This is a genomic window from Bacteroidota bacterium (assembly GCA_013696965.1).
Lineage (GTDB): Bacteria > Bacteroidota > Bacteroidia > JACCXN01 > JACCXN01 > JACCXN01.
In genome coordinates, this window is record JACCXN010000100.1 from 1 (window position 1) to 25,538 (window position 25,538).

Here is a 25,538-nt window from a genome sequence, read left to right on the forward strand (position 1 = left end):
GTAACAGATGCAATGGGCTGTGTTTTTTCAGATACGGTAAGCATTAATGAAACAAACCCTGTCAAGGCCGGCTACCTTACACAAAAATTTAAAGACGATTTGCTTAAAATTGGTTTTATAAACAACAGTAAAAATGCCACACATTACATTTGGGTGTTTCCAAACGGGGATACCCTTTATTCAGAAAACCTTAGCCAGCTTTTTGATTCGGGGGGAACTTATGAGGTCATGCTAATTGCCTACAACAATTATCCCCATTGTGCAGATACTGTAATGCATACCATAACCATTGCTTCAACCCTAGTGGTGCTTGCCCCCAATGTGTTCACCCCCAATGGAGATGGTAAAAACGATACTTTCACCCTGGTTGTAAAAGGGACAAAAACATTCAAGGTAAGTATTGTCAACCGCTGGGGCACACAAATTCACACTTGGGAAAAAGGAAACGATATGCACTGGGATGGAAATACAGTTACAGGCCAGGAATGCAGCCAGGGGGTTTATTATTATACCATCACCGGAGTCTTGGAAAATGGAGAAGCCTTTCAAAAACAAGGTTCCCTGCATTTAATGAGATGATGTTAGGGGAAAATTTCTTTTTTTTTTCTAAAAAAAAACAAGCTGTTATTGAATCAAAAGGGAGGAACCTTTAGCAAATAATTCATGAAACAAACTTGCAATCAGAAAAGATTCCTCATTAAGCTTTGCTTCATTTGGAATAATAACATTGGATCTCGTGCAAATAGTTCATACAAAGAACACTGGACTCAGGAAAGGGATTCCTCATTGCGCTTCGCTACAATCGGAATGACAGCATTGGGTGGTCAAGGAAGGGAAAGAAGGGGCGGCAAAGCCGCCCCTTCTTTCCCTTATCGTAAAAAAAACAAGCTGTCATTCCGACCAAAGGGAGGAATATCTTGCAAACAGCACAGGCAGAAAACCGATTGGCATTTAGGGAAGGAAAATGTATTTTTAGACTGGGAATTCATTTAAAAACGTCTAAAACATAAAGTAAGATTCCCAGAATCAAGAGTCCTACAAAAACAGCAGAAGAAATTTTCATCCAACTATAAGGCCTTTCGCCTTGCACTTGTCCGGTACGGCCATTTATAAGAAAACGATAAACTTTATTTTTATACTTAAAAGCACTTATCCAAATTGGTAAAAGAATGTGTTTGAATTTTATGTCTTTGTAGGTGGTATTGCAGGTGTAAATTCTTTGTTGATCTCCTCCGATTTGACTTTTTATGGCTTGTTCAATTTCATCGTGCATGATTGTTTTGGCAGTACCCAGGCCTTCTTTAACATCCACCTGGTAAGTCTCGGTGCGGAAACCGCTGAGATATTTTTCATTAAAAACAGCCAGATTTTCTGTATCCCAAGGACAAAGTTTATTGGCTTTGCTTTTTGGTAATGAGTGACTGGCAATTACAAGAATATCATCAAAAGCGCGTGAATGGTTGCCAGAAACAGAAGTCCACCTGGTTTTTTTTACGCTCCTTGTTTTTGTAACCGATTTACCATTTTCTGTTGAAGTGTAGGATTCATTTACATTATAATCATCGCCTCTTTGCCCGGTATAATCACTTGTTGTATCCGCATCATAAGTCCAGTAAGGAGTATAAATTCCATTTAATTTATCGGTTTTGTTTGAAAACCTCCTAAGGTCACTTGGTGCCCACCACAATCCCTTTACCCATTTTGAATAGGACTCAACTGCTTTTTTATTATCTATAAAAAAGGGAAGGATATATTGAGGTTTATGAACAGAACAAGTAGTACCATTAGAAATTATCAGGCTGGTATCACAAAAAGGACAATTATCAGAGCTAATGTTTGGCTTTAGTGTTGTAAAGGCCCCACATGAGGTGCAGCTTACGGATGAAATAATTTCTTTTTCATCTTTTTCTAAACCTTCTTGAATGAATTTTTCAAAATCCAATTCCTCTATAACAAAGGGTTCTGCCGAACCTTCAATTTCATTTTCTGCTCCACAATGTCCACAGGCAAGATGATGAGTACCTGGCTTAAACTTTAATAAAGAACCACATCCCGTACAAGAATGTTGAAATGTTACTTCCCGAGTTGTTTCAGATGTATCAAGAGTTTCAGCCATGGAATAAAGTTTTTCCAAAAAATAATTTTTAAGATGGAATAGGAGGAGGGGATTGTTGGAAAAGATCTTTAATTTCAGGAACCGTTGAGGCAGCAATCCATTCCGCCATTCCTTGTTTCCACACCAAAGTTTCCTGTTTTAGGGTTCCTTGCTGAATCATTTGCTTTATAGCAGGGGCATCAAATGGTCCGGTTTGTTGACCGTTTGTTGCCATAAAATATTGAACAGCAGCTGGAATAGGAGGAGGGCCTCCTAAATTTGTTTGTCCTTGCTGAGGCTGGTTCATCATATTTCCCATTTGGTTTGCCATAGCAAATCCCATTCCCATACCAACACCTGCACCAGCCATTCCCCCGGGGTTTTCGGCTGCTTTTTCCATAGATTGTGCTGCCTGAAATTGTGAAAAAGAATTTAAATTTCCTAAAATTCCCATTGAGCTTCTTTTGTCCAGCATAGCTTCCACTTCTGAAGGAAGGGAAATATTTTCAACCAAAAATTTCGAGACTTCTAATCCAAGTTCATTAAATTCAGGATTTATTTTTTCTTTTACAAATGTTGAAAGTTCATTGTAATTGGCTGCCAGATCAAGTGCAGGTATTTTACTTTCTGCTACTGCATCTGTAAATCTTGTGATAATTAAATTTCTTAATTGTTCTGTTATTCCATCCGTGGTAAAACTTTGATTTGTTCCTGCAACTTCGGTAATGAATTTTGCTGGATCCTGAACCCTTAAAGAATAAGTACCAAATCCCCTTAATCGGATTGGTCCAAACTCAGCATCCCTTAACATTACAGGGTTTTTTGTTCCCCATTTCTGATCCGTGAAATTACGCATGCTCACAAAATAAACCTCTGCCTTAAAAGGACTCCTAAAACCATACTTCCAACCTTTTAAGGTAGACAATACAGGCATATTCTGGGTTTCAAGGGTATAAAGTCCGGGAAGAAAAACATCAGCAAGTTTTCCTTCATTCACAAATACTGCGGCTTGGGATTCCCTAACCGTAAGTTTTGCTCCCATTTTTATTTCATTTCCATGCCTTTCAAATCGATATACTAATGTGTCGCTGGTATTATCAGTCCATTCGACAATATCAATTAATTCATTTTTTATTTTTTTCCAGATTGACATATTTATGCAGTATTAAGTATTTTATATATGGATGAAATTCAAAAATAATAAAAATGACTTTAAAATCAACAATATGGTTTGTAAAAATTCTGTTTAATTTCGAGCATTATTAAAAATAAAACCTAATGCAAAACAATAAAGCCGCATTATTCTGGAGTGGAGGAAAAGATTCTGCTTTTGCACTTTGGCAAATAAAAAAAGAGAATAAACTTGATGTAAAATATTTGGTTACTACCATCAACCGCAATTTTAAAAGAGTTTCTATGCATGGTTTGTCAGAGGAGGTTCTTGAAAGACAGGCTGCACAAACCGAAATTCCGTTAATAAAAATGTATGTTGAAGGAGCAAGCAATAAGAATTATGAGGCAAGTTTAACGCAGGTTTTTGAAAACCTTAAAAAAGAAGGAATCAATAAAGTCATTTTTGGAGATATTTTTCTTGAAGATTTACGCAAGTACCGTGATGATTTGTTACATAAGTTCAAAGTTCAAGGCATTTACCCTCTTTGGAAACAGAATACATCCGAAATTTTCAACCAATTGAAAAGTGATGGCTTTAAAACCCTTGTTTGCTGTGTTAATGCCACTGTTCTTGATGAAAATTTTGTTGGTAAGGAGCTTACTGCTGATTTGATTTCCACAATGCCACAAAATGTGGATATATGCGGAGAAAATGGTGAATTCCATACATTTTGTTTTGAAGGCCCTGTTTTTTCTAAACCTATACAATACAGTCTTGGTGAAAAAGTATTTAAGCCACTGGAAATAAAACAAACAGGTAAAAAAGCAATAAAGCCAGGGTTTTGGTTTATTGATATTATTTAATTCCAGTATTTTTAAAAAAAAATTAAACATTTTCTTAAACAATGATCCCAAAAAAAGCCCTTTTACTTTGCAGCAAAAGGGCTTTTATAAAAATGGATTTCATTTTAATAACCAAATATTTCTTCTAGCGTAAGAAATTTCACCTTACCATACTTTTCAAGCGTCTTCATATCCAATTTGTCTTTATTGCCAAGAACCAGCAAAGTATATTTTTTGTTTTTAATTTGTTCTTTCTGGAAATTTTCAACATCATTCAAAGTCATCGTTAAGGTTTTAGTGTAGATGTCTTTTCTTATGTCATAATCAATCCCTAGCTTTTTAGCGCTTTCATACTGAAAAAGGATTTTGCTTTTTGTAATTCTTTCAGTATTTATTTTCTGAATTACAGCATTTTTACCGGCTTCAATTTTTTTCTCCTGTCTTGGCATATTATTTAAAAGATCAAACATCCCATCAAGAGCCTCAGGAAGCTTATCAACCTGTGTTCCTATATAAGCGCTAAGATAATGGGGCTTATTCATTCTATTAGGTGCATCATAAGAGGAAAATACAGAATATGCCAGGGCTCTTGATTCTCTCATTTCCTGAAAAAGGATTGAAGACATACCCTTTCCAAAATATTCATTGTAAAGAGTTAATACTGGAGTTAAATCTTTATTGTAATTAATCCCCTTGCTTATTACCAAAATTTCAGCCTGAGTCATATCATAATCAACTACATAAACCAGGTTTTCTTTATTTTCAAGTCTTGTAAAATTAGTTTGGGCTGGTATAGGTTTAAGGTTAGCAGGTGTTTTATGCAATTGTGTAATTGACTTTTTCAGGGCTTCAGTTTCAGAGGGCCCATAATAAAGAATCTTATGTTCATAGGATGTCAGACTTTTAATATTTGCTACAAGTTCTTCCGGCTTAAGTGCTTTTAACTCCTCAGTAGAAAGAATATTGGTAAAAGGAGATTTAGCTCCATAAATTCCATAATTATTCATTCCTGACCAAAGAATAGCCCTTTTAGAAAGTTTTGCATCTGTTCTTTCTTTTAGCATATCCTGCACAAGATTATCCAATGTTTCTTTATCAGGTTTTGCATCACTCAAAAGGTGTTCAAAAAGTGAAAGTCCCTTTTCGAAATTCTCATTTAAACCGCTAAAACTAACATATACTTGCTCTTCTGAATTATAAACATCAAAGGAACAGCCTATTTTATAAAATTCTTCTTGTATCTGGGCCGATGTATATTTTGAAGTACCAAGATAAGGCAGATAATTAATGGCAATATTCATTTTCTTGTTGTGAATGCTTCCCATTTCAAATATATAATACAATTTAAAGGTTTCATTCTCACTATTCTTAAGATAAGATAATGGAATCGTATTGTTTATTGTCAATTGCTTTATATCGGTTTTAAAATCGAGAAAAACAGGTTTTATATCAGTTGTTGAAGCATTAAGAATGGAGCTTACAAAAGCAGATTCATCCTCACTGTTAACAGTTACGGGTGTTATTTGTGGCTTAGTTACTTTTTCCGAATTGTTATCTGTGCCCGTTCTTTTGTAAACAACTACATAATTCTCTTTATAATTCGCTTTTACAAATTCAACAACATCATTTTTTGTTATTTTTGAGAGTCGGTTTATTTCATTGATGCGATCTTTCCATGAAGTGTTGCTGATAAAAGCAGAAACAAATTCATTGGCCCTGGAATTATTGTTCTCAAGTACTTTTATTTTCTCCAATTTTAAATCGTTTATAATAGCTGACAAAAGCCAGTCTGAGAATTCTCCCTTTTTTAAAAGTTCAATTTGTTCAAGCAATAAACCCTTAACCTCTTCAAGGGATTGTCCTTGTTTTGATTCACCAGATAAAATATGTCCTGAATAATCATTTAATGGCAAATCAAAGGAACTTGCATAAAGTACCTTTTGACTCTGGTTTAAATTAAGATCAATTAAACCTGCACGCTCGTTGAATAAAATTTTGTTTATCATTTTTATCATATCCGCATCCTTTGATCCTGTGCCACTGAATCTAAAAGCCAACATAACATTTTCAGCGTCTGGTCCTATAACCTCTTTTATTACAGGTTTAGTTAGTGGAACTTCAAGTGCAGGTGTAAATCCAGGAACCTTGCCTTGCTGGAGTTTGCCAAATTTCTGATCAATTAAAGCAATTACATGGTCTGGATCAAAATCACCTGACATACAAATTGCCATGTTATTGGGAACATAATAATTGTTGAAATACTTGTTTATTTCCTTCATTGAAGGATTTTTCAAATGTTCAATTGTACCAATTGTAGTTTGAGTACCGTATTGATGTTTAACAAAAAGTCCTGCTAATAAAGCTTCCCAGGCCTTGCTGCCATCATTGTCAAGCGATCTGTTTTTTTCTTCATAAACAGCTTCAAGTTCAGTATGAAAAAGGCGCAAAACAGGCTTTCTGAACCTTTCTGCTTCGATTGTTAACCAGTTTTCAATTTGATTTGAAGGTATGTCATTTACATAAACTGTTTGTTCTACCCAGGTGTAAGCATTTGTACCTTTTGCCCCGATTGAAGTTAACATTTTATCATACTCCTGGGCAATAGCATAGGTTGCAGCAACCCCAGAAACACTGTCAATTTTGGTATAGATTTCGGTTCGTTTTTTCTCATCCTTTGTCTGACGATAAACCTCGTAAAGATCCTCAATTTGCTTTACAAGTGGTCCTTCCTTTGCAAAATCAAGACTTCCATAAACATCTGTTCCTTTAAAAACCATATGTTCCAGGTAATGAGCAAGGCCGGTTGCATCGGCAGGATCATTCTTGCTTCCTGCTTTTACAGCAATATAAGTTTGAATCCTGGGGGCATCCTTATAAACAGAAAGGTAAACTTTCATTCCGTTTTCAAGGGTGTAAATACGGGCATTCATAGGATCATCAGCTACAGATTCAAAGGTGTATTTCTTATCCTTTTCAGTTAAAACTGTTGATACTTTTTCTTTTGATGCCAATGCAAATTCGCTTGCATTAAAGTAAACAAGGGCCACCAGGGCCAGGGCAAATAGGTTTATTTTTCTCATAATTTAATAGTCTAATTCTAAATCTAAGGTATGTTTTAATTTAATAATATGCGGGTTTATTTCTGACATTCTTTTGTATTTATCCCTTGAAGTAAATATTTTTTTTTCCCTTTCTACCTCAATTACACTTGCTGTAAACGTTAATTTGTAGTTTTTTAATTTGTTTTTCAGGAAGCTTAACAATTCAAATTGTTCTGCTTTTAGTTCATCTATTTGAAAATCGTTATCTACTAATAATGTAATAATATAATCATCTTCTATATTTGGTTTCCTTGAAGTTAGTGTTGTATATAAATTTTGTTTGGTTTGTTCCCTTACAATATCAGCATAATCATTCCAAACATTTAGGAATTCTTCGTAATTAAAGGGTTGTGAATTTGTTTCTTCTTGAGCATTCTCCCCGTTGTTTCCTATTTGGTTTTTCTTCTCAGGCTTATTTATTGAGGCAAGATGTTCCTTAATGGAAATTGGTTTGTTTACAGTAATTTTCGATGGTTTAGAATCAGGTACAAAATTACTTTTTCCATGTTCTATAGTTTGAAAAGAGGTTTGATTTGCAGCTTGAATTGTTTCCTTACCGTTTTGTTGACTCTCTACATTTTTATTCGAATCTAATACAACATCCTTATTATTAAGTGTTTGTGGAGCGGCTTGTAAAGTTTCAAATCCGTTTTGAGGTGAAAGGGGAGCTATTATTTTTATCAGGTCATTTTTTTTTTCAGCAGCTAAGCTGCTTCCTGTTGTAACTGAACAGAGGTTCATCAATGCGAGTTCAACAGTTAAGCGTTGGTTTTTGCTTAATTTGAATTGCTGATCATAAGTGTTAGCCACATTAAGTGCATCAAGTAAAAATTCTTGCTGGCAAAGTCCTGCTTGACTTTTATATTTTTCCTTGATGTTGTTTCCTACCTCAAGAAGTTTTATGGTAACTTCATCTTTACAAACAAGTAAATTTCTAAAATGAGCAGAAAGGCCGTTAATAAAATTATGGCCGTCAAATCCATTGTCAAGAATTTCGTTGAACAATACTAAAGAAGAAGGAATATCTTTTCCTAAAATAGCATCAGTTACTTTAAAATAATAATCGTAATCAAGTATATTTAGATTTTCGATAACCGCTTTATAAGTAATAGCATCACCGGTATAAGTAACAATCTGATCAAACATGGAAAGGGAATCCCTTAAAGCTCCATCTGCTTTTTGAGCAATAATATGAAGAGCGTCTGATTCTGCATTGATGTTTTCCTTTTGTGCAATGCTTTGCAGATGCTTTACAATGTCATCAATTTGTATTCTGCTGAAATCAAAAATCTGGCAACGGGAAAGTATAGTAGGAATAATCTTATGCTTTTCGGTAGTAGCAAGAATGAAAATGGCGTGTGCTGGTGGTTCCTCAAGCGTTTTAAGAAATGCGTTAAATGCAGCCTGGGAAAGCATGTGAACCTCGTCAATTATATATATTTTGTGTGTTCCCAGTTGAGGAGCAAATCTTACCTGTTCAACAAGATTTCGAATATCATCTACCGAATTATTGGAGGCGGCATCAAGTTCAAAAACATTTAATGAGCTGCCGGTATTAAAAGAAACACAGGAATCGCATTTATCACAAGCCTCAATATTGGAGGTTTTATCCGGACAATTAATTGTTTTGGCAAGAATACGGGCACAGGTTGTTTTACCAACACCTCTTGGTCCGCAAAATAAAAATGCCTGGGCAAGGTGTTTGTTTTTTATGGCATTTTTAAGCGTGGATGTAATGGTTAACTGCCCAACAACAGTATCAAAGGTGGAGGGTCTGTACTTTCGGGCCGAAACAATAAAATTTTCCATGTTTTTTATGCGTATTTTCCACTGAGATGGCAAATATATGATTTATTTATGGCAGCAATTCAAATGATTTTTCAACAATTTTGAATAATTAATGTGATACTCTGCTTAAATTTCCTTTTGTATGATAAAATAAATCACTACATTTGGCGTCCTTAAAAAAGTAAGGTTCAATTAATAACAACAAAAACTAAGTTAAATTATGTCAAATCGTTATGAAACCGTTTTCATTATGACTCCCGTTTTGTCTGAAGAACAGACAAAGGAAGCGGTAAACAAGTACAAGCAATATTTGCTTGACAATGGTGCTAAGATAAAGCACGAAGAAAATTGGGGCTTGCGTAAGCTTGCATATCCAATCCAGAAAAAAAGTACAGGTTTTTACCATCTTGTTGAATTTGAAGCAGAGGGTACTGTAATTGCAGGTCTGGAAGTACAGTTTAAAAGAGATGAGCGCATTTTGCGTTTTCTTACTGTAGCATTGGATAAACATGCTCTTGCTTATGCAGAGAAAAAAAGAAATAAATCAAAAAATTCCCAACCGCAAGAGGCTAAATCAGCTGAAGCTTAAATTTATTAACTATGTCGAATTCATCAGAAATAAGATATCTTACTCCTCCTAGTGTAGAGGTTAAGAAGAAAAAATATTGCCGTTTTAAAAGAAGCGGTATTAAATTTATCGATTATAAGGATGCTGATTTCCTTTTGAAATTAGTAAACGAGCAAGGTAAAATTTTACCAAGAAGGCTTACCGGAACTTCTTTGAAATATCAGAGAAAAGTTGGACAATCAATTAAAAGAGCGCGTCATTTGGCTTTAATGCCTTATGTAGCAGATATGTTAAAATAAGGAGGAAAGAAAATGGAAGTAATTTTAATAAAGGACGTTAAAAATTTAGGCTACGCAGATGATGTAGTGAACGTTAAACCTGGTTATGGAAGAAATTTTCTTATTCCACAAAAAGTAGCTATTATAGCGAACACTACAAACAAAAAAGTGCTTGCCGAAACACAAAAACAGCGTTCTTTCAAAGAGGCCAAACTTAAGGAAAGTGCAGAAAAAAATGCAAAAACCTTAGAAGCAATGACTGTTGTTGTTCCTACCAAAGCTGGCGAAAGCGGCAAAATTTTCGGTTCTATCACAACCATTCAGGTTGCTGATGTGCTTAAAAAACTTGGTGTGGATGTGGAAAGAAAATACATTACAATCAAAGAAGAACCAATTAAGAATCTTGGTACTTACACAGCCTCAATTAGACTTCACAAAGAAGTTACCATTGAAGTTAAATTTGATGTAGTAGAAGAAGCATAATTGTAGCTAATACAACATGAAAAAAGGCTGAACGTTTTGTTCAGCCTTTTTTGTTTGGCCAGTTTGTTTCAAACTTAGCATTCCAATAAATCAAAACACTTGGTGCTCCTATTAGCTTAAGCTTAGCAGCGTTCTTTGAGTAAAACAATCATCCTAACCTTATTCCAATAACCAGAATATCATCTACTTGTTCCAGGCTCCCTTGCCAGTCATTTATAGTTTGTTCAAGAATGATTTTCTGTTCATCCATTGTTTTGCTTTTAATAGAAAGCAATAAGGCTTTCAACTGACTTTTCTTGAATTTTTTTCCTTTATCGCCACCAAATTGATCTACATAACCATCTGAAAATATATATAAAGTATCACTTTGCTCCAAATGTATTTTGTGATTGGAAAACAAGAGGTTATGCTCAGAAACAAAAGATCCGATTGGTTTTTTATCTCCTTTGATTTCTATAAATTCCTCTGAAAGCGGAGAGGAATTCGACCTGTTTTTAATTATCCATAAGGGATTGTTTGCACCTGCAAATTGAACAATTTTTTGTTTTGAATCTATTGAACATAAAGCGATATCCATTCCATCCTTTACAGAAAAATCTTCTTGATTCTGTAGGGTTTTTGAAAGGTTTTTATTCAATTCGTTTAAAATTAAATCAGGTCTTGAAATACCATGTTCATTTACCGCTTGGTTCAATATATTGTTCCCTACTATTGATAAAAATGCCCCGGGAACACCATGACCTGTGCAATCTGCAACCGCTACTAAAATTACAGGTTCAGAATTGGAGTCCTCTGTTTCCTGAATGTTCTCATTTTTGGTTCCAGCCTCAGTCTTTTCCATCCAATAAAAATCACCACTTACAATATCTTTTGGTTTATATAAGATAAAAGATTGAGAAAATGCTTTTGCAAATGCATCTACAGGAGGAAGAATTGCTTGTTGAATTCTTTTTGCATAATTAATACTATCCGTAATGTCTTTGTTTTTTACTTCTATTATTTCTTTCTGATTCATTACTTCCTGAGTCCTTGTTCTTACAATATTTTCTAAAAGCCTTTGAGTTTGCCGGAGTTTAAGTGTTCTCCATTTAATAAATAAATAGAGCAATAAAATGGAACTTAGGATTATAAAAGAATAAAAAGTCTTTGTGAGGTAGAAGGGAGGTGTTATAGTGATCTTTATGGTTTTTCCTGTTTCTCCCCAGACATCATCATTATTTGAAGCATTTATTCTAAAAAAATAAGTGCCAGGATCAAGGTTGGTGTAACTCACAAAGTGCTTATTACCTAGCATTATCCAGTCTTTATCGAACCCTTCCATTTTGCATGCATATTGGTTTTTTTCAGGGGCGCGAAAGTCGAGAGCTACGAATTCAAATGACAAAAAATTTTGATCGTGTGCAAATGTTAATTCTGTTAAAAAGGCTTGGGATGTATCTGTTGCTATTTCTTTTCCAAATAACTTTATCGATGTCAATAATACTTTAGGTCCCTTATTGTTTTTCTTTAAGTGGGAGGGAGAAAAAACAGATAAACCATTTATCCCTCCGAAATACATTTTGCCACTTTTACCTTTAAAATAAGCACCCTGGTTAAATTCATTACTTTGTAAGCCATCACTTACATCATAATTTTGAACAAGAAAACTGTGTTTATTAAACCTGCAAAGTCCGTTGTTGGTACTTAGCCATAAATTATCCTGGTCGTCTTCTAATATTCCATAAATTACATTGTTTGGCAAGCCATCATCTTCAGTAAAGTGCCTAAAACTATAATCAGGATTCATTAAATTTAAACCTCCTCCATCTGTTCCAATCCATAATTTCCCTTCCTTATCTTCATATATTGATCTTACCCTGTCATTGCTAATGGAAGTGGAATCATTTGGATTGTGCCTTAAAACAGTGAAGGACCCAGATCCCTTTTCCAATAAATTAAGTCCACCTCCATTTGTGCCTACCCATAAATTATTTTTGCTGTCATTCAAAAGAGAAATTACTTTGTCGTTAGATAATGAAGTACGCTGAGAAACAGAATTAAGGTAACTGGTAAATGTTTCTGTTTTTCTGTCGAACCTATTTAAACCGCCTCCCAATGTTCCAATCCAAAGTATTTGGTCTTTGTCCTCTGTTATACACCAAATATCATTATTACTTATAGAAGAGGAATTCCCCACCTGATTTTTATACTGTTTAAACTTTCCGTTTAACCATAATGACAGGCCTCCATTGTAAGTTCCAATCCATAAATTGTTTTCGCTGTCCTTAAAAACAGCCCGTATGATATTTCCGCTAATAGAATAGGTATTGTCGTTGCTTTTATAATGAATATAGGTATCCTTGGCCTGGTTATAATAATTTAAACCTCCCCCGTATGTCCCAATCCATAAATTTTCATTTTCATCCTCCAGTACAGACATAATTAAGTTTTCACTTAAGCTGTTTTTATTAAAGGGATCGTTTTTGTAATGGGCAAAAGATGCTTCAATGGGATCAAAATAACTAAGCCCTCCACCCAGAGTTCCAATCCAAACCAAACCTTTCTTATCCTTGTAGGAACATAATACAATATTGTTCCCAAGGGAAGTATTTTCAACAGGATTATTTATGTGCTGGCGGAAAATTTTCTTTTTTGGATCATAGCTATTCAGCCCGCAGCCATAAGTTCCAAACCACATAACACCCTTTTGATCTTCAAAAATTGTCCAAACATCGTTACTTTTTAAACTGTTGGTGTTTGCTTCCCCCTTTTTAAGATGAATAAATGACAGATCAACTGGATTAAAAATATTAATACCACCTCCCGAAGTCCCAATCCATAGTTTCCCATCACGATCTTCGGAAAATGTTTGAACAAAATTATGACTTAAGTTATTGGAATATTTTGGATTGGAAGTAAATCTTTTAAAATTGTGGCTGTTTTTATTGAAAAGATTGAAGCCATTGTCTTTTGTTCCTATCCATATCCTGCCTTTACTGTCAAGAAAAACAGTTCGAATGTTATCACTGCTTATTGTTAATGAATCAGATTCGGAAAAATGAAAGCGTTCAAATTTCCCGGTTTTACCATCCAGCTTGTTTAAGCCGGAAACTGTGCCAATCCAAAGAAAATTTTCTTTGTCCTGAGTAATGGACATTACTACATTGTTGCTTAAAGAAGAAGTGTTTTTTTCATCGTATAAATAATGTGTAAATTTTTCTGTAACAGGATTAAAGCTGTTTAATCCCCCACCATATGTACCTATCCAGATTATTCCCTCATTATCCTCATAAAGGGATTGAATAAAATTTTCGGACAGTGAGTTTGTGTTTGCTGATGAATGCTTGAATAATTTAAATGAATATCCATCATACCTGTTTAAACCATCTTGTGTTCCAATCCATATAAATCCTTGTTGATCTTCAAGAATGCAATTCACCGTGCTTTGAGATAATCCCTGAAGAAGTGAAATGTTTTTAAACCTAGTCTCCTGCTGGGCTTTAAGAATTGGAAAATGTAAAATAAAAAGAAGAAAAAGCAACAGACTAATCCTTTGAAAGAGCGTATATCTTAAAACCATTTTATAAAGTAATGCGGTTATGCTCTGAAAAAGCGATTAGTTCCTTAAAAAAAAGCGTGAACTCCTGCTCAAACTCAAGGTAATATTCTTTAAGTTCATTTACAGATTCGCCCATTTTGGATTTGTAATTGGTCCGATGGTCCATTTGTAAAAGTATTGTTCTAATTCCATGGGTATATTGATAATTGAAAAGCCAGTTTCCTTTTTTCATATAAGGTAACATGTTCTGGGTTTTCAAAGTCAGGATTTCAAAATTAGCATCCAGGGATTTATAAAAATCATTCACGAAAACTTCTAGTTTTTCATCTGAATAAATGCTCCAGTTTTTGGCCAGGAAATGATCGTAAAAAATATCTATTATCACTCCTGAATAATGCCCGTATTTTTGTTGAAGTCTACGTTTGCTGATCCTGAATATAGAATGATTATCAGTAAAAGTATCAATTGCCCGATGTAGGATTATTCCTTTTTGAATATCTGCCGGAAAATGCAAATAATTTTTGCCGCGAATACCATCAGCCATCAAATTGCCAATTTTAATCAAGTCATTGTTTCCCGAAAGAAAAATATGGGCTAGAAAATTCATTTTTTTAATTGCAGGGATTCAAAGGTAATAAAGTTTCAGCGTTTAAAATTGGGATTAAAAAAGTTTAAACGATTTATTTCAGAAAAATAAGGAGTTTTTTTGACTTTTAAAAAGATATTTGTTGAGAATAAAAAAATCAATCGGCTCTTAGTGCTTCAATTGGGTCAAGTTTAGCTGCTTTGATGGCAGGATAATAGCCGGAAACAAGCCCTACTACAAAACAAATTATTACCCCGGTTATAATCCAGGCCCATGGAATAATAAAACCTCCTCCAATAAGCATGGAAGTGGCATTTCCGATAATTATTCCAAGAATAATTCCTAAAAATCCTCCCAGTTGACAAATTACTATAGCTTCAATTAAAAATTGATTCTTTATTGTTTGCTGGTTTGCACCAATTGCCTTTCGTGTTCCTATTTCCTTTGTACGTTCACTTACAGAAACCAACATTATATTCATTAGCCCTACGGCAGCTCCTAAAAGTGTAATAAAACCTATAATAGTTGCTGCGGCAGTAACATATTTAATGTTATCAATAAGAATGTTTGCCAGGTTATCACTTTTTATAATTTCAAAATTTTCTTCATCCTCCAAGGCTAATTTTCTAACAATACGGAAAAACCCAACGGCCTCGCCAATTGATTGATGAAGCTGTTCGGTGGTTGGAGATAACACGTTAATTACAAAGGATAAATCAGGTCTGGAAAAATATTGTCGCATGTTTGAGAGTGGAATAATACAATTCTTATCCCCTCCAAATCCCATGCTTGAACCTTTTTCCTTAAGCACTCCAATTATCTTGTATTTTCCGCTTCCAATGGTGATTTCCTTATTTACAGGATCTTCATTATTCAGAAAAAGCAAATCAGAAATACTTTTCCCTATAAGGACTACATTTCTACTTAATTGAAGCTCCTGCTGGGAAAAATTTCTTCCCTTCTCAATTTCATATCCTGAAGTAACAATGTAATTTTCATCACCACCAAAAACAGTAATATTTGGATTGGTTTTATTGGATTTATATTTTATGGTGGCTGCCCATGTAGCAATTGCTGATACAGATGTTCCTGATCCTTGTTTGAATCCATCTTTAAAATCCATTGCTTCCTTGTATGAAATACTTCGAAAAACTTGAGGCTTTTTACCTGCTTTTCCAATTCTGATATTTGATCCTCTATTTCTTATGGTAAAGGTATTTGCGCCCATATTGGTAAAATTGCTTGTAATTGAACTTTTAATGGCATCAATGGCAGTTAATATTCCAACAAGTGCGGTAATTCCTACAGCAATAATAAGCACAGTTAGAATGGTGCGAAGCAAATGGCCCCTTACCGATCCGAAAGCAATAAAAATATTTTCTTTAAAAACCTGGGTCATTATATTTTCTTCTTAAAATACCTTAAAACAATTATTTTCTGTTAGTTATCCGGCCTTGAAATCTCCAATTAAAAAGCTCATAAATGTAAAAATAATAATACCAGAAAGGATAAACTTTTTTATGGTCGGTATATTTTATATATTCGTGGCAAAATCACTAGAATTATTTAAAAGATAACACATAAACTTAAACAACTATGGCATTTGATTTTGAAATGATTCAGACAGTTTATAAAAATCTGGCTGAAAGAATTGATATAGCAAGAGAAGTGGTAGGAAGACCTCTTACCTTAACAGAAAAAATCCTTTATTCACATCTTGATGTTGAAGCAGAAGATAAAGCATATGCAAAATCCGGAATTAAGAAGGCTTATGCAAGGGGAGTGGATTATGTTGATTTTAGGCCGGATAGAGTTGCCATGCAAGATGCAACTGCCCAAATGGCGCTTTTACAATTCATGCAAGCTGGAAGAAGTAAAGTGGCAGTTCCTTCAACTGTTCACTGCGATCACCTTATTTTAGCTAAGGCTGGAGCAAAAGCCGATTTGGAATCTGCGGTTAAATCAAATAAAGAAGTTTTTGATTTTCTTTCATCGGTTTCAAATAAATATGGAATTGGGTTCTGGAAGCCAGGTGCAGGTATTATTCACCAGGTAATTTTAGAAAACTATGCTTTTCCAGGTGGAATGATGATAGGAACGGATTCTCATACAGTAAATGCAGGCGGATTAGGAATGGTAGCAATTGGTGTAGGTGGGGCAGATGCCTGTGATGTTATGGCGGGCTTACCATGGGAACTTAAATTTCCTAAATTAATTGGGGTAAAACTAACAGGTAAATTAAATGGATGGACATCTGCAAAAGATGTTGTTTTAAAAGTTGCTGGAATACTTACTGTAAAAGGCGGAACAGGTGCAATAGTTGAATATTTTGGCGATGGTGCTGAATCTCTCTCATGCACTGGAAAAGCTACCATTTGCAATATGGGTGCTGAAATAGGCGCTACAACATCCATTTTTGGTTATGATCAGAAAATGTCTGATTACCTTAGATCAACAGATAGAATGGATATAGCCCGGGCAGCTGATTCAGTAGCCATTCAGTTAACCGGAGACGCTGACGTTTATGCTAATCCTGAAGGTTATTTTGATGAATTAATAGAAATTAACCTGGATGAATTAGAACCTCATATTAATGGTCCTTTTACTCCGGATTTAGCCTGGCCAATATCTCAGTTTGCTCAAGCAGTAAAGGATAACAACTGGCCTTCAACTCTTGAAGTAGGACTTATAGGGTCATGCACAAATTCCTCTTATGAGGATATTTCCCGTTCTGCAAGTATTGCAAAACAGGCTGTGGAAAAAGGATTAAAAGCAAAAGCAGAATTTACTATTACACCAGGCTCAGAACAGGTTAGGTATACAGTTGACAGAGATGGATTTTTAGATACTTTTTACAGCATGGGGGGAATTGTACTTGCAAATGCCTGCGGACCTTGTATTGGACAGTGGGCCAGACATTCTGATGACCCCAATAGAAAAAACTCTATAATAACATCTTTCAACAGAAATTTTGCCAAACGGAATGATGGAAATCCAAATACGCATGCATTTGTTGCTTCCCCAGAAATTGTAACAGCATTGGCAATTGCCGGTGACCTTACTTTTAACCCCTTAACAGATACTCTTGTAAATGAAAGTGGCGAGCTTGTAAAACTAGATGAACCACAAGGATTGGAACTTCCAAAGAAAGGATTTGCAGTAGAGGATGCCGGATTTCAAGAACCAGCCAAAGATGGTAGCAAAGTACAAATTATTGTAAATCCAACCTCTGACAGGCTTCAGCTTCTTGCTCCTTTTGCTCCTTGGGAAGGAACGGATATTTCAGGATTGAAACTTTTGATTAAAGCTAAAGGAAAATGCACTACTGATCATATTTCCATGGCTGGTCCCTGGTTGAAATTCAGAGGACACCTGGATAATATTTCTAATAATATGCTTATTGGTGCTGTAAATGCCTTTAACGAGAAGACTGATAATGTAAAAAACCAATTAACCGGGGAATATGATTCAGTACCTGCCGTTCAGCGTGCTTATAAAGCCGAGGGCATAGGATCCATTGTTGTTGGAGATGAAAATTATGGAGAAGGTTCTTCAAGAGAACATGCTGCAATGGAACCAAGGCATTTAGGTGTTAGAGCAATTCTTGTTAAATCTTTTGCCCGTATTCATGAAACAAATCTTAAAAAGCAAGGTATGCTTGGTTTAACCTTTGCAAATAAAGCTGATTATGACAAGATACAACAGGACGATACAATTGATATTCTGGGATTAACTACATTTGCTCCTGATTTGGCCCTAACAATTGTGCTTCATCATACAAATGGTATTACCGAAGAAATAACAGCTTACCATTCATACAACCAGGCACAAATTGAGTGGTTTAAAGCAGGTGGTGCTTTAAATATCATACGCTCGAAAGTAAGTGCATAATTAACTTTTAAATAAAAAAAGCTGCTTTAGGATTTCTTAAAGCAGCTTTTTTATTTTGTTTAAAACTACTTTTCCCTTTTAACAAATTTCATTCATTTGATTGTTATTTTTGAATGCGCTGAAACACCATGAATTAAAGCTTTACAAAGTAGTGTAGAAATTTAATGATGTGTACATGATTTTAAAAAACAAATTACTCCAGGATGAAAGTTTGTATTGCCGAAAAACCCAGTGTAGCAAAAGAAATAGCTTCAGTACTTGGTGCGGGAGCTAGAAAAGACGGCTATTTTGAAGGCAATGGTTACCAGGTTACCTGGACTTTTGGTCATTTATGCACTTTAAAAGAACCACACGAATACAATGAAAATTGGAAGTGGTGGAATATAAATACCCTTCCCATGTTACCTCCTCGCTTTGGAATAAAGGTATTAGCCAATAAAGGAGTTGAAAAACAATTCAAAACCATTGCTACTCTGGTTTTAGGAGCAAGCGAAATCATAAATTGTGGTGATGCTGGGCAAGAGGGAGAATTAATCCAAAGATGGGTTTTAAGTCTGGCAAAAAACACAAAGCCATTAAAAAGGCTTTGGATTTCATCCCTTACAGAAGCCGCCATTAAAGAAGGTTTTAAAAATCTAAAAGAAGGTAGCGAGTTTGATAAGCTATACGCTGCAGGTAATTCAAGGGCAGTTGGAGACTGGCTTTTAGGAATGAATGCCACAAGGCTTTATACACTTAAATATGGACAGGGGAAGCAGGTTTTGTCCATTGGCAGGGTTCAAACTCCAACTCTTGCACTTATTGTAAACAGGCAACTTGAAATAGAGGATTTTAAATCGCAGACTTTTTGGGAACTTAAAACTAAATACAGGGAGGTAATCTTTAATTCAGTTAAAGGAAGGTTCCTGGATCAAGAAAAAGCAGAAAAAGCACTTGAAGCCATTATTGATTTCCCATTTTCCATTACAGGTGTTGAAATTAAAAAAGCAAAAGAAGCACCTCCCAGATTATTCGATTTAACCTCTCTTCAAGTAGATTGTAACAAGAAGTTCGGATACTCGGCTGATGATACTTTAAAAACTATTCAAACCCTTTATGAGAAAAAGTTTGTTACCTATCCAAGGGTTGATACAACTTATCTTTCCAACGATCTGTATCCTAAAATATCTGGTATTTTAAAAAGCCTTAATGATTACCAACAATTAGCAGCGCCCTTGCTGCAAAAACAAATAAAAAAATCAAGCAAAGTATTTAACGACAATAAAGTAACAGATCACCATGCCATAATTCCCACTGATGTTACTGCTCGTGGCTTAGGTGGATATGAAGCAAATGTGTATGATATGATTGTGAGAAGGTTCATTGCCGCTTTTTATGCGGATTGCGAAGTTTCAAACACAACAGTAAAAGGCCAGGCAGCAGATACTGAATTTAAAGCTACTGGAAGGCAGATTCTATCTGAAGGCTGGAGAATAGTTTATCAAAAAGAAACATTACCCTCAAATGAGGATGAGCAGGAGGATACTCAATTGTTACCATCCTTTAACCAAGGAGAATCGGGCCCACATCTTCCATTGCTACAAGAAAAGCAAACTCAGCCACCAAAACCATTTACAGAAGCACTTTTACTTAGGGCAATGGAAATGGCAGGTAAAACAATAGACGATGAGGAGTTAAGGGAAGCAATGAAGGACAATGGAATTGGCAGGCCATCAACAAGAGCGGCAGTTATTGAAACATTGTTTAAAAGAAATTACATAAAAAAAGAAAGGAAGGTTTTAGTAGCCACTCCAACAGGAATCGCACTTATTAAATCCATACACAATGATTTGCTAAAATCTGCAGAACTTACTGGCCAATGGGAATTTAAACTTAGGCAAATTGAAAAAGGAGAATATGAAGCTTTGGTTTTCCTTGAAGAAATGAAACAAATGGTTTCTAACTTAGTTCTTCAGGTTAAAAATGAGACAGGAAGTATTATTCCTGTTGAAAATTCAGATTCAAAAGAAAAAGATTCAAAAAAGCACAAAAAAGCTACTTCAAATTCCATAACAACACTTGAGGATTTAAAATGCCCAAAATGTAAAGTTTCCCATATTGCAAAAGGAAAAACAGCCATAGGCTGTAGAAATTACAATGAATGTGGGTTTAAAATTCCCTTTAATACAGAAGTTTTTCAATTAAATGAGGATCAAATTCACTTGCTTTTAATAAATGGAAAGATTGAATTTATTAAGGAAAACAGTCCCGGTTTTATCGAACTCAACAAGAGTTTTGAATTAGTATTTAAACAAACTAAAGAAAAGAAAAAAGCAGCAGTTAATGCAGTAGAATTTATATGCCCAAAATGTAAAGCAAACCTGATAAAAGGTGCTAGGGCATGGGGATGCATCAAATGGAAAAGCGGATGTGATTTCAGACTGCCTTTTGAATTTATGGGAAAAAAATTATCATCTATTCAAATTGATCTTCTTTTAAGCAAAGGTGAAACCAAGCCAATAAAAAATATTTTAACCCTAGAGGGCACATCAAAAAACGGTAAATTTTACCTGGATGAGAAAAAAGAAATAGGATTTAAATAATATTATCCTATTCTTGAAAATATCCAAATAATTAACCCTACAACAACTATTACGAGAAAAATCCCAACAGCTACACCTAAATTAAAAATCCCTTCAATAAATTCACAACCGGTTAATGTCATTAACATTACTAGAAGTGCTGCTATTGATATGTTTTGCATGTATTTCATAATTCGATTTATTAAAAACAATGTTTTTAATTTTAAGTCAAAAATCCATGCCGAATTATTTAAATTAGGCTGATTATTTGAATTCTTTACTCCTATAACCCAGTTAACCTAATAAGATGAAGTGTTGGAGTACGATTATAAAAAACAGGAATGGTTCTTAAATTGGGAAAAAAGTTCCTTTTATTACCATCCCATAAATGGAGAGGTTCCTGGAGCAAAAGACCCTCCTCCAAAGGATTGGCCAAATTGTCCTAAAGGTTGTTGAGATGGATACATGCCGTTAGACATTTGAAAACCTGCTCCTATACTAACATTTTTACTGATTTTATAATCCATGGAAACCAAAAGGCTTTTATTGTTAAATGACTGCCTGGTATTTTGCTCTCCGGTATAATTGAATTGAGTGCTACTAAATATTGCTGCAGCATTTACTTTTACCCGTGGAGAGAGACTATATGAAAGGTTGGGAGCTATGAAAGTACTTGAAAATGAATTTCTTCCGCTAAACATTCCTACACTGGTTCCAGCAATAAAACCCAATCTTGGTTGGTTCTTTACTGGCACTTTTTCTTTAACCGTAGTTTCTGAATCACTTTCCTTGGGATTGTAATATTCATAATCTGTATCCAAAGTTTGGGCATTAAGAATAGTAGTGGCAAGGATAAAAACAATAAATGCAGTAAGTTTTTTCATCTCCAGTTATTTAATACAAAGATAACAAATAAACCTTGTTATTTATTCCAATCCGGCATTTAATAAAAGATTATAATGTTGTAATACCTGTATTATCAGTCAAATTGATTAAATTTGCAAGTATGAAAAGTAAGATTTTTGTAAAATTGTTAATTTTATTCTTGATTGCAAATGCAACAGATGTAATTGCACAACAGCAGCCCTATGGGAACTGGGGTTGTTATGATTCACTGCTTGTTTCACCTGGCACCTACTGTTACCCTGAATATGATCCTGTTTGTGCTTGCAATGATACTACATACAGGAACAATTGCTTTGCCAGGATTGCAGGATTTCAGCAATATGTTAGCGGTATTTGTGAGGCAGTTGATTTTAATATTGATGTAAATCCTGTTTATTATGCACTTGATCTGGATATTATTCTTAAACAGGAAGGCCCTGTAACAGTATATGTTTTTGACTGGTTTGGCAAGGTGTATTACCAGGACTATTTTACAAATGTAAAAAGAATGGATCTTTATATAGATGCCGGTAGTTTCAAACAGGGGATGTATCTTGTTGCCGTAAAAAATTACGAAGAACAAGTGATTAAGAAATTCGTTAAAATTGACCGTTAATAGAAATATTTTTGCATTCCAAATACCTTACCTATTTAATTGACCCAGGAATGCAAAAGGATTTGTTTTTGTAAACTTGGTTTTTTTCTTTATCCGTGCCCTTTTTCTGAAGAAATTTTATTTTCATGGTTATTTAAAAACCACTTGTCTTTTGAATGATTTAGTTTGCATTTAAACTGATTCTTCAATACTTTTTAAAATTACGGTACATGCTTCAATTATTTCTTTTTTAGTAATGCTAAGTGGAGGAGCAATTCTCATGGAATTATCACAAAACAGGAACCAGTCAGTTATTATTCCTTTTTCAATGCATAAATCGATTACTTTTTTATTGAATTCAAAATCATCAAATTCAAGGGCTATCATAAGTCCTAAGGATCTGATGCTTTTTATTTTAGGATGAATTAATAACTCCCTGAACTGAATTTCTTTTTCTTTTACCTGTTGAATTAGTTCTTCTTCAATTAAAACTTCAAGACATGCTTTTGCTGCTGCGCAACTTACAGGATGGCCCCCAAAGGTGGTTATGTGACCAAGGACCGGGTTTTCAGAAAGGCTTTTCATTATTTCATTGGATGCTACAAAAGCCCCAATTGGCATTCCACCGCCCATTCCTTTGGCTATTGTTAATAAATCAGGAACAACATCAAATTGTTCAAAGGCGAATAAACTGCCGGTTCTTCCAAAACCTGTTTGAATTTCATCAAAAATCAACAATGTTCCTGTTTCATTGCATTTATTGCGTAGTTTTTTTAAAAAATCATTATTAGGAACTATAATTCCCGCTTCACCCTGTACCGGTTCAACAATAACACAAGCAGTATTGGTTGTGATAATTTCTAAATCAGCTGAATTATTAAATTCCAGAAAACGAATTCCTGGTAAAAGAGGCCTGAAAGCATTTTTAAAAGTCTCATTTCCCATTACGCTTAAAGCACCTTGGGTACTACCATGGTAAGCATTTTTAAAAGCGATAATTTCACTTCGGCCAGTAAACCTTTTTGCAAGCTTTAATGCGCCTTCATTTGCTTCGCTTCCTGAATTTGTAAAGTATACTGTATTAAGTGAAAAAGGAAGCAGATTGGTAAGCATTTTAGCGTAAACAACCTGTGGAGATTGAACATACTCTCCATATACCATTAAGTATAGATATTTGTCCAATTGATCCTGTATTGCTGCCAGTACTTTTGGATGTCTGTGGCCAATGTTACTAACTGAAATTCCGGATATCAAATCCATGTATTTTTTACCCGAAAAATCTTCAAGGTAAAGACCTTGGGCTTTAACAATTTCAAGTCCAATTGGAGCCGGAGATGTTTGTGCCAAATGATTTAGAAACAATTGCCTTTGTGAAACCATTTGCAAAAGTATATTTAATAATCAAAAAGGGATATATAAAGCCTGATATTATTGCAGTTAAACCAGGTGAATAAAAGTTAAACAAAATTAAATGAATTTTTATTCCTGTAGTTTTGTTAACAAGCAATCATTCACTCAATACTATTGAAATTCCACATAGTATATTTATTCCTGTAAAATTAATATTGTAATTCTTTCTTGAATAATTAATTTCATTTTTGTCATCTATGCGGTAAGTATTTATTTGATAGGAGCTGTTGTTGTAATTTACTCCTAGAAATACTCCCGTTCCTTGAGTTATATGAATTTTAACTCCTGAGGATACCAAATAGGCAAAACCACCTCCTTTTATTAAAGTTTCGTTTCCTGTACTATTTGCAGCTCTGTATTTATAAGTACCAAAACCATAGGAAATACCAAAATATAAATCAATAAGATCGTCATTTAAAAAATGAAGGGTATTGCTAAATAAAAAAGTGTGGGAAGAAATATTTGATTGAATTGCAGAATCAGAAGAACTATATCTACCCCATTGATATTGTCCTCCAAGCCCTACCTGATTCAGCAATCCATATTCATAATTTAAAGGGATGATAAAAGAACCAGCATCTTTTTCAGAAACTTTGTCCCCAATTTGGGTTGTAACGTTATAAACTCCAAATCCTAGTCCCGAATTCAAATAATGGCTTCCTTTTTTGAATCCCTGCGCTTGATTTTCAGAATTAATTCCACAAATAAAAAAAGCAAGCAGGAATAATATAAATTTATTACCACAACAAATAGCTAATATATTGTTGTAACCATAGCTCATAAGAGAAACAACAGTTTAGATTTTTCTTTTTATGACCTTTTCAACCGCTTCAACAATTTTTTCTGTGCTTAAGCCATATTTCTCCATTAATTCATCAGGAGTTCCGCTTTCTCCGAAACTATCATTAACAGCCACCATTTCTAGGGGAGAAGGGAAATTTCTACCTAGTAATTGAGCAATACTATCTCCAAGTCCACCATTCATTTGATGTTCTTCAGCGGATACAACACATTTTGTTTTCCTTACCGAATTCAAAATAGCTTCATTATCCAAAGGTTTAATTGTATGGATGTTAATTACTTCTGCACTAATACCTTTTGATTCAAGTATTTCAGCTGCCTGAAGTGCTTTCCAAACCAAATGCCCTGTTGCAAAGATGCTTACATCAGTACCTTGATTTAATACTATTGCTTTACCAATAATAAACTCCTGATCCAAGGGCATAAAAACCGGTACTTTTGGTCTGCCGAAACGAAGATAAACAGGACCTTCATGATCAGCAATAGCAAGCGTTGCAGCTTTAGTTTGGTTATAATCACAAGGATTAATAACAGTCATGTGAGGAAGCATTTTCATAAGTCCTAAATCCTCAAGGATTTGATGAGTTGCTCCATCCTCACCTAATGTGAGTCCAGCATGAGAAGCGCATATTTTTACATTTTTACCAGAGTAAGCAATGGACTGTCGTATTTGATCGTATACCCTACCTGTAGAAAAATTTGCAAAAGTTCCGGTAAAAGGAATTTTTCCCCCAATAGTAAGTCCTGCTGCCATGCTCATCATATTGGCCTCAGCAATTCCAACTTGAAAAAACCTATCAGGAAATTCTTTTTCAAATGCATCCATTTTAAGTGATCCGGTAAGATCTGCACAAAGCGCCACAACATTTGGGTTTTTTCTGCCAAGTTCAAGCAATCCCGCTCCAAACCCTGAACGTGTATCCTTTTCTTCAGTATAAGTGTATTTTTTCATTGTAATTTTTACTTTTATTTAAATCGTGAAACGTAATAATGTATTGGCAA

At 34.6% G+C, this 25,538-nt stretch carries 21 protein-coding genes; 9 read left to right on the plus strand and 12 right to left on the minus strand.

Features of this window, described 5'->3' with window-relative positions; all coding sequences use genetic code 11:
* Both H0V01_15365 and H0V01_15370 read left to right on the plus strand, forming a co-directional pair.
* Positions 1-579 (plus strand): gliding motility-associated C-terminal domain-containing protein (locus H0V01_15365; GenBank protein MBA2584750.1); only part of this gene is annotated, 579 nt, incomplete at its 5' end.
* 84 nt (positions 580-663) lie between these two features.
* Positions 664-993, plus strand: coding sequence for a hypothetical protein (locus tag H0V01_15370; protein MBA2584751.1), 330 nt, complete (start codon positions 664-666; stop codon positions 991-993).
* Here H0V01_15370 and H0V01_15375 read toward each other — a convergent pair.
* Positions 986-2,134, minus strand: coding sequence for a hypothetical protein (locus tag H0V01_15375; protein MBA2584752.1), 1,149 nt, complete (start codon positions 2,132-2,134; stop codon positions 986-988). The genes H0V01_15370 and H0V01_15375 overlap by 8 nt on opposite strands.
* A gap of 10 nt (positions 2,135-2,144) precedes the next feature.
* Positions 2,145-3,248, minus strand: coding sequence for an SPFH domain-containing protein (locus H0V01_15380; GenBank protein ID MBA2584753.1), 1,104 nt, complete (start codon positions 3,246-3,248; stop codon positions 2,145-2,147).
* 125 nt (positions 3,249-3,373) lie between these two features.
* On the opposite strand from H0V01_15380, the gene H0V01_15385 reads away from it, so the two are divergent.
* The gene (locus H0V01_15385; GenBank protein MBA2584754.1) at positions 3,374-4,072 is read left to right on the plus strand and encodes a diphthine--ammonia ligase; all 699 of its coding nucleotides are present in this window, start codon (positions 3,374-3,376) and stop codon (positions 4,070-4,072) included.
* A gap of 104 nt (positions 4,073-4,176) precedes the next feature.
* On the opposite strand, the gene H0V01_15390 is transcribed toward H0V01_15385, so the two are convergent.
* Together H0V01_15390 and H0V01_15395 are read right to left on the minus strand one after the other, a co-directional pair.
* Positions 4,177-7,131 carry an insulinase family protein gene (locus H0V01_15390; GenBank protein MBA2584755.1) on the minus strand — a complete coding sequence of 985 codons (2,955 nt, stop codon included), beginning with the start codon at positions 7,129-7,131 and terminating at the stop codon, positions 4,177-4,179.
* 3 nt (positions 7,132-7,134) lie between these two features.
* Positions 7,135-8,961 carry a DNA polymerase III subunit gamma/tau gene (locus H0V01_15395; GenBank protein ID MBA2584756.1) on the minus strand — a complete coding sequence of 609 codons (1,827 nt, stop codon included), beginning with the start codon at positions 8,959-8,961 and terminating at the stop codon, positions 7,135-7,137.
* A 199-nt stretch (positions 8,962-9,160) separates the two neighbouring features.
* Between H0V01_15395 and H0V01_15400 the strand changes: the two genes are divergently transcribed.
* The 3 genes from H0V01_15400 to H0V01_15410 are packed head-to-tail and all read left to right on the plus strand — an operon-like array spanning position 9,161 to position 10,269.
* Positions 9,161-9,529, plus strand: coding sequence for a 30S ribosomal protein S6 (locus H0V01_15400; protein MBA2584757.1), 369 nt, complete (start codon positions 9,161-9,163; stop codon positions 9,527-9,529).
* An 11-nt stretch (positions 9,530-9,540) separates the two neighbouring features.
* Entirely contained in the window at positions 9,541-9,807 is a 267-nt protein-coding gene (locus H0V01_15405) for a 30S ribosomal protein S18 (GenBank protein MBA2584758.1), read from the plus strand.
* A gap of 12 nt (positions 9,808-9,819) precedes the next feature.
* A complete protein-coding gene (locus H0V01_15410; protein MBA2584759.1) occupies positions 9,820-10,269 on the plus strand; it encodes a 50S ribosomal protein L9 in 450 nt (149 codons plus the stop codon).
* A gap of 148 nt (positions 10,270-10,417) precedes the next feature.
* On the opposite strand, the gene H0V01_15415 is transcribed toward H0V01_15410, so the two are convergent.
* The 3 genes from H0V01_15415 to H0V01_15425 form a co-directional block, all read right to left on the minus strand.
* The gene (locus H0V01_15415) at positions 10,418-13,828 is read right to left on the minus strand and encodes a SpoIIE family protein phosphatase (protein ID MBA2584760.1); all 3,411 of its coding nucleotides are present in this window, start codon (positions 13,826-13,828) and stop codon (positions 10,418-10,420) included.
* Position 13,829: 1 nt separating this feature from the next.
* On the minus strand, positions 13,830-14,414 hold the full coding sequence (locus H0V01_15420; GenBank protein ID MBA2584761.1) for a DUF479 domain-containing protein: 585 nt from the start codon (positions 14,412-14,414) through the stop codon (positions 13,830-13,832).
* A 136-nt stretch (positions 14,415-14,550) separates the two neighbouring features.
* Entirely contained in the window at positions 14,551-15,792 is a 1,242-nt protein-coding gene (locus H0V01_15425) for an ABC transporter permease (protein ID MBA2584762.1), read from the minus strand.
* 197 nt (positions 15,793-15,989) lie between these two features.
* Between H0V01_15425 and H0V01_15430 the strand changes: the two genes are divergently transcribed.
* Both H0V01_15430 and H0V01_15435 read left to right on the plus strand, forming a co-directional pair.
* Positions 15,990-18,284: an aconitate hydratase gene (locus tag H0V01_15430; GenBank protein MBA2584763.1), complete on the plus strand. Its 2,295-nt coding sequence runs from the start codon at positions 15,990-15,992 to the stop codon at positions 18,282-18,284.
* Between the two features lie 203 nt (positions 18,285-18,487).
* The gene (locus tag H0V01_15435; protein MBA2584764.1) at positions 18,488-20,866 is read left to right on the plus strand and encodes a DNA topoisomerase 3; all 2,379 of its coding nucleotides are present in this window, start codon (positions 18,488-18,490) and stop codon (positions 20,864-20,866) included.
* 2 nt (positions 20,867-20,868) lie between these two features.
* On the opposite strand, the gene H0V01_15440 is transcribed toward H0V01_15435, so the two are convergent.
* Both H0V01_15440 and H0V01_15445 read right to left on the minus strand, forming a co-directional pair.
* Complete coding sequence (locus H0V01_15440; protein MBA2584765.1) at positions 20,869-21,027, minus strand: hypothetical protein; 159 nt, start codon at positions 21,025-21,027, stop codon at positions 20,869-20,871.
* 192 nt (positions 21,028-21,219) lie between these two features.
* Positions 21,220-21,729 (minus strand): hypothetical protein, encoded by a 510-nt coding sequence (locus H0V01_15445; protein ID MBA2584766.1) that lies wholly within the window; start codon positions 21,727-21,729, stop codon positions 21,220-21,222.
* A gap of 122 nt (positions 21,730-21,851) precedes the next feature.
* Between H0V01_15445 and H0V01_15450 the strand changes: the two genes are divergently transcribed.
* Positions 21,852-22,346: a T9SS type A sorting domain-containing protein gene (locus tag H0V01_15450; GenBank protein MBA2584767.1), complete on the plus strand. Its 495-nt coding sequence runs from the start codon at positions 21,852-21,854 to the stop codon at positions 22,344-22,346.
* Between the two features lie 171 nt (positions 22,347-22,517).
* Here H0V01_15450 and H0V01_15455 read toward each other — a convergent pair whose 3' ends face one another.
* The 3 genes from H0V01_15455 to H0V01_15465 all read right to left on the minus strand — a co-directional run bounded on the left by H0V01_15455 (position 22,518) and on the right by H0V01_15465 (position 25,488).
* Positions 22,518-23,705 (minus strand): aspartate aminotransferase family protein, encoded by a 1,188-nt coding sequence (locus H0V01_15455; protein MBA2584768.1) that lies wholly within the window; start codon positions 23,703-23,705, stop codon positions 22,518-22,520.
* Between the two features lie 127 nt (positions 23,706-23,832).
* Positions 23,833-24,516, minus strand: a complete 684-nt coding sequence (locus H0V01_15460) for a hypothetical protein (GenBank protein ID MBA2584769.1) — start codon at positions 24,514-24,516, stop codon at positions 23,833-23,835.
* Positions 24,517-24,531: 15 nt separating this feature from the next.
* Positions 24,532-25,488, minus strand: a complete 957-nt coding sequence (locus tag H0V01_15465) for a transketolase family protein (GenBank protein ID MBA2584770.1) — start codon at positions 25,486-25,488, stop codon at positions 24,532-24,534.
* Between the last annotated feature and the right edge of the window lie 50 nt (positions 25,489-25,538).

Bases quoted from the DNA above. Each gene is read 5' to 3' on its own strand.
- H0V01_15370 (MBA2584751.1), top strand. From the start codon at position 664: ATGAAACAAACTTGCAATCAGAAAAGATTCCTCATTAAGCTTTGCTTC.
- H0V01_15380 (MBA2584753.1), bottom strand. From the start codon at position 3,248: ATGTCAATCTGGAAAAAAATAAAAAATGAATTAATTGATATTGTCGAA.
- H0V01_15385 (MBA2584754.1), top strand. From the start codon at position 3,374: ATGCAAAACAATAAAGCCGCATTATTCTGGAGTGGAGGAAAAGATTCT.
- H0V01_15390 (MBA2584755.1), bottom strand. From the start codon at position 7,131: ATGAGAAAAATAAACCTATTTGCCCTGGCCCTGGTGGCCCTTGTTTAC.
- H0V01_15395 (MBA2584756.1), bottom strand. From the start codon at position 8,961: ATGGAAAATTTTATTGTTTCGGCCCGAAAGTACAGACCCTCCACCTTT.
- H0V01_15400 (MBA2584757.1), top strand. From the start codon at position 9,161: ATGTCAAATCGTTATGAAACCGTTTTCATTATGACTCCCGTTTTGTCT.
- H0V01_15405 (MBA2584758.1), top strand. From the start codon at position 9,541: ATGTCGAATTCATCAGAAATAAGATATCTTACTCCTCCTAGTGTAGAG.
- H0V01_15410 (MBA2584759.1), top strand. From the start codon at position 9,820: ATGGAAGTAATTTTAATAAAGGACGTTAAAAATTTAGGCTACGCAGAT.
- H0V01_15415 (MBA2584760.1), bottom strand. From the start codon at position 13,828: ATGGTTTTAAGATATACGCTCTTTCAAAGGATTAGTCTGTTGCTTTTT.
- H0V01_15420 (MBA2584761.1), bottom strand. From the start codon at position 14,414: ATGAATTTTCTAGCCCATATTTTTCTTTCGGGAAACAATGACTTGATT.
- H0V01_15425 (MBA2584762.1), bottom strand. From the start codon at position 15,792: ATGACCCAGGTTTTTAAAGAAAATATTTTTATTGCTTTCGGATCGGTA.
- H0V01_15430 (MBA2584763.1), top strand. From the start codon at position 15,990: ATGGCATTTGATTTTGAAATGATTCAGACAGTTTATAAAAATCTGGCT.
- H0V01_15435 (MBA2584764.1), top strand. From the start codon at position 18,488: ATGAAAGTTTGTATTGCCGAAAAACCCAGTGTAGCAAAAGAAATAGCT.
- H0V01_15440 (MBA2584765.1), bottom strand. From the start codon at position 21,027: ATGCAAAACATATCAATAGCAGCACTTCTAGTAATGTTAATGACATTA.
- H0V01_15445 (MBA2584766.1), bottom strand. From the start codon at position 21,729: ATGAAAAAACTTACTGCATTTATTGTTTTTATCCTTGCCACTACTATT.
- H0V01_15450 (MBA2584767.1), top strand. From the start codon at position 21,852: ATGAAAAGTAAGATTTTTGTAAAATTGTTAATTTTATTCTTGATTGCA.
- H0V01_15455 (MBA2584768.1), bottom strand. From the start codon at position 23,705: ATGGTTTCACAAAGGCAATTGTTTCTAAATCATTTGGCACAAACATCT.
- H0V01_15460 (MBA2584769.1), bottom strand. From the start codon at position 24,516: ATGAGCTATGGTTACAACAATATATTAGCTATTTGTTGTGGTAATAAA.
- H0V01_15465 (MBA2584770.1), bottom strand. From the start codon at position 25,488: ATGAAAAAATACACTTATACTGAAGAAAAGGATACACGTTCAGGGTTT.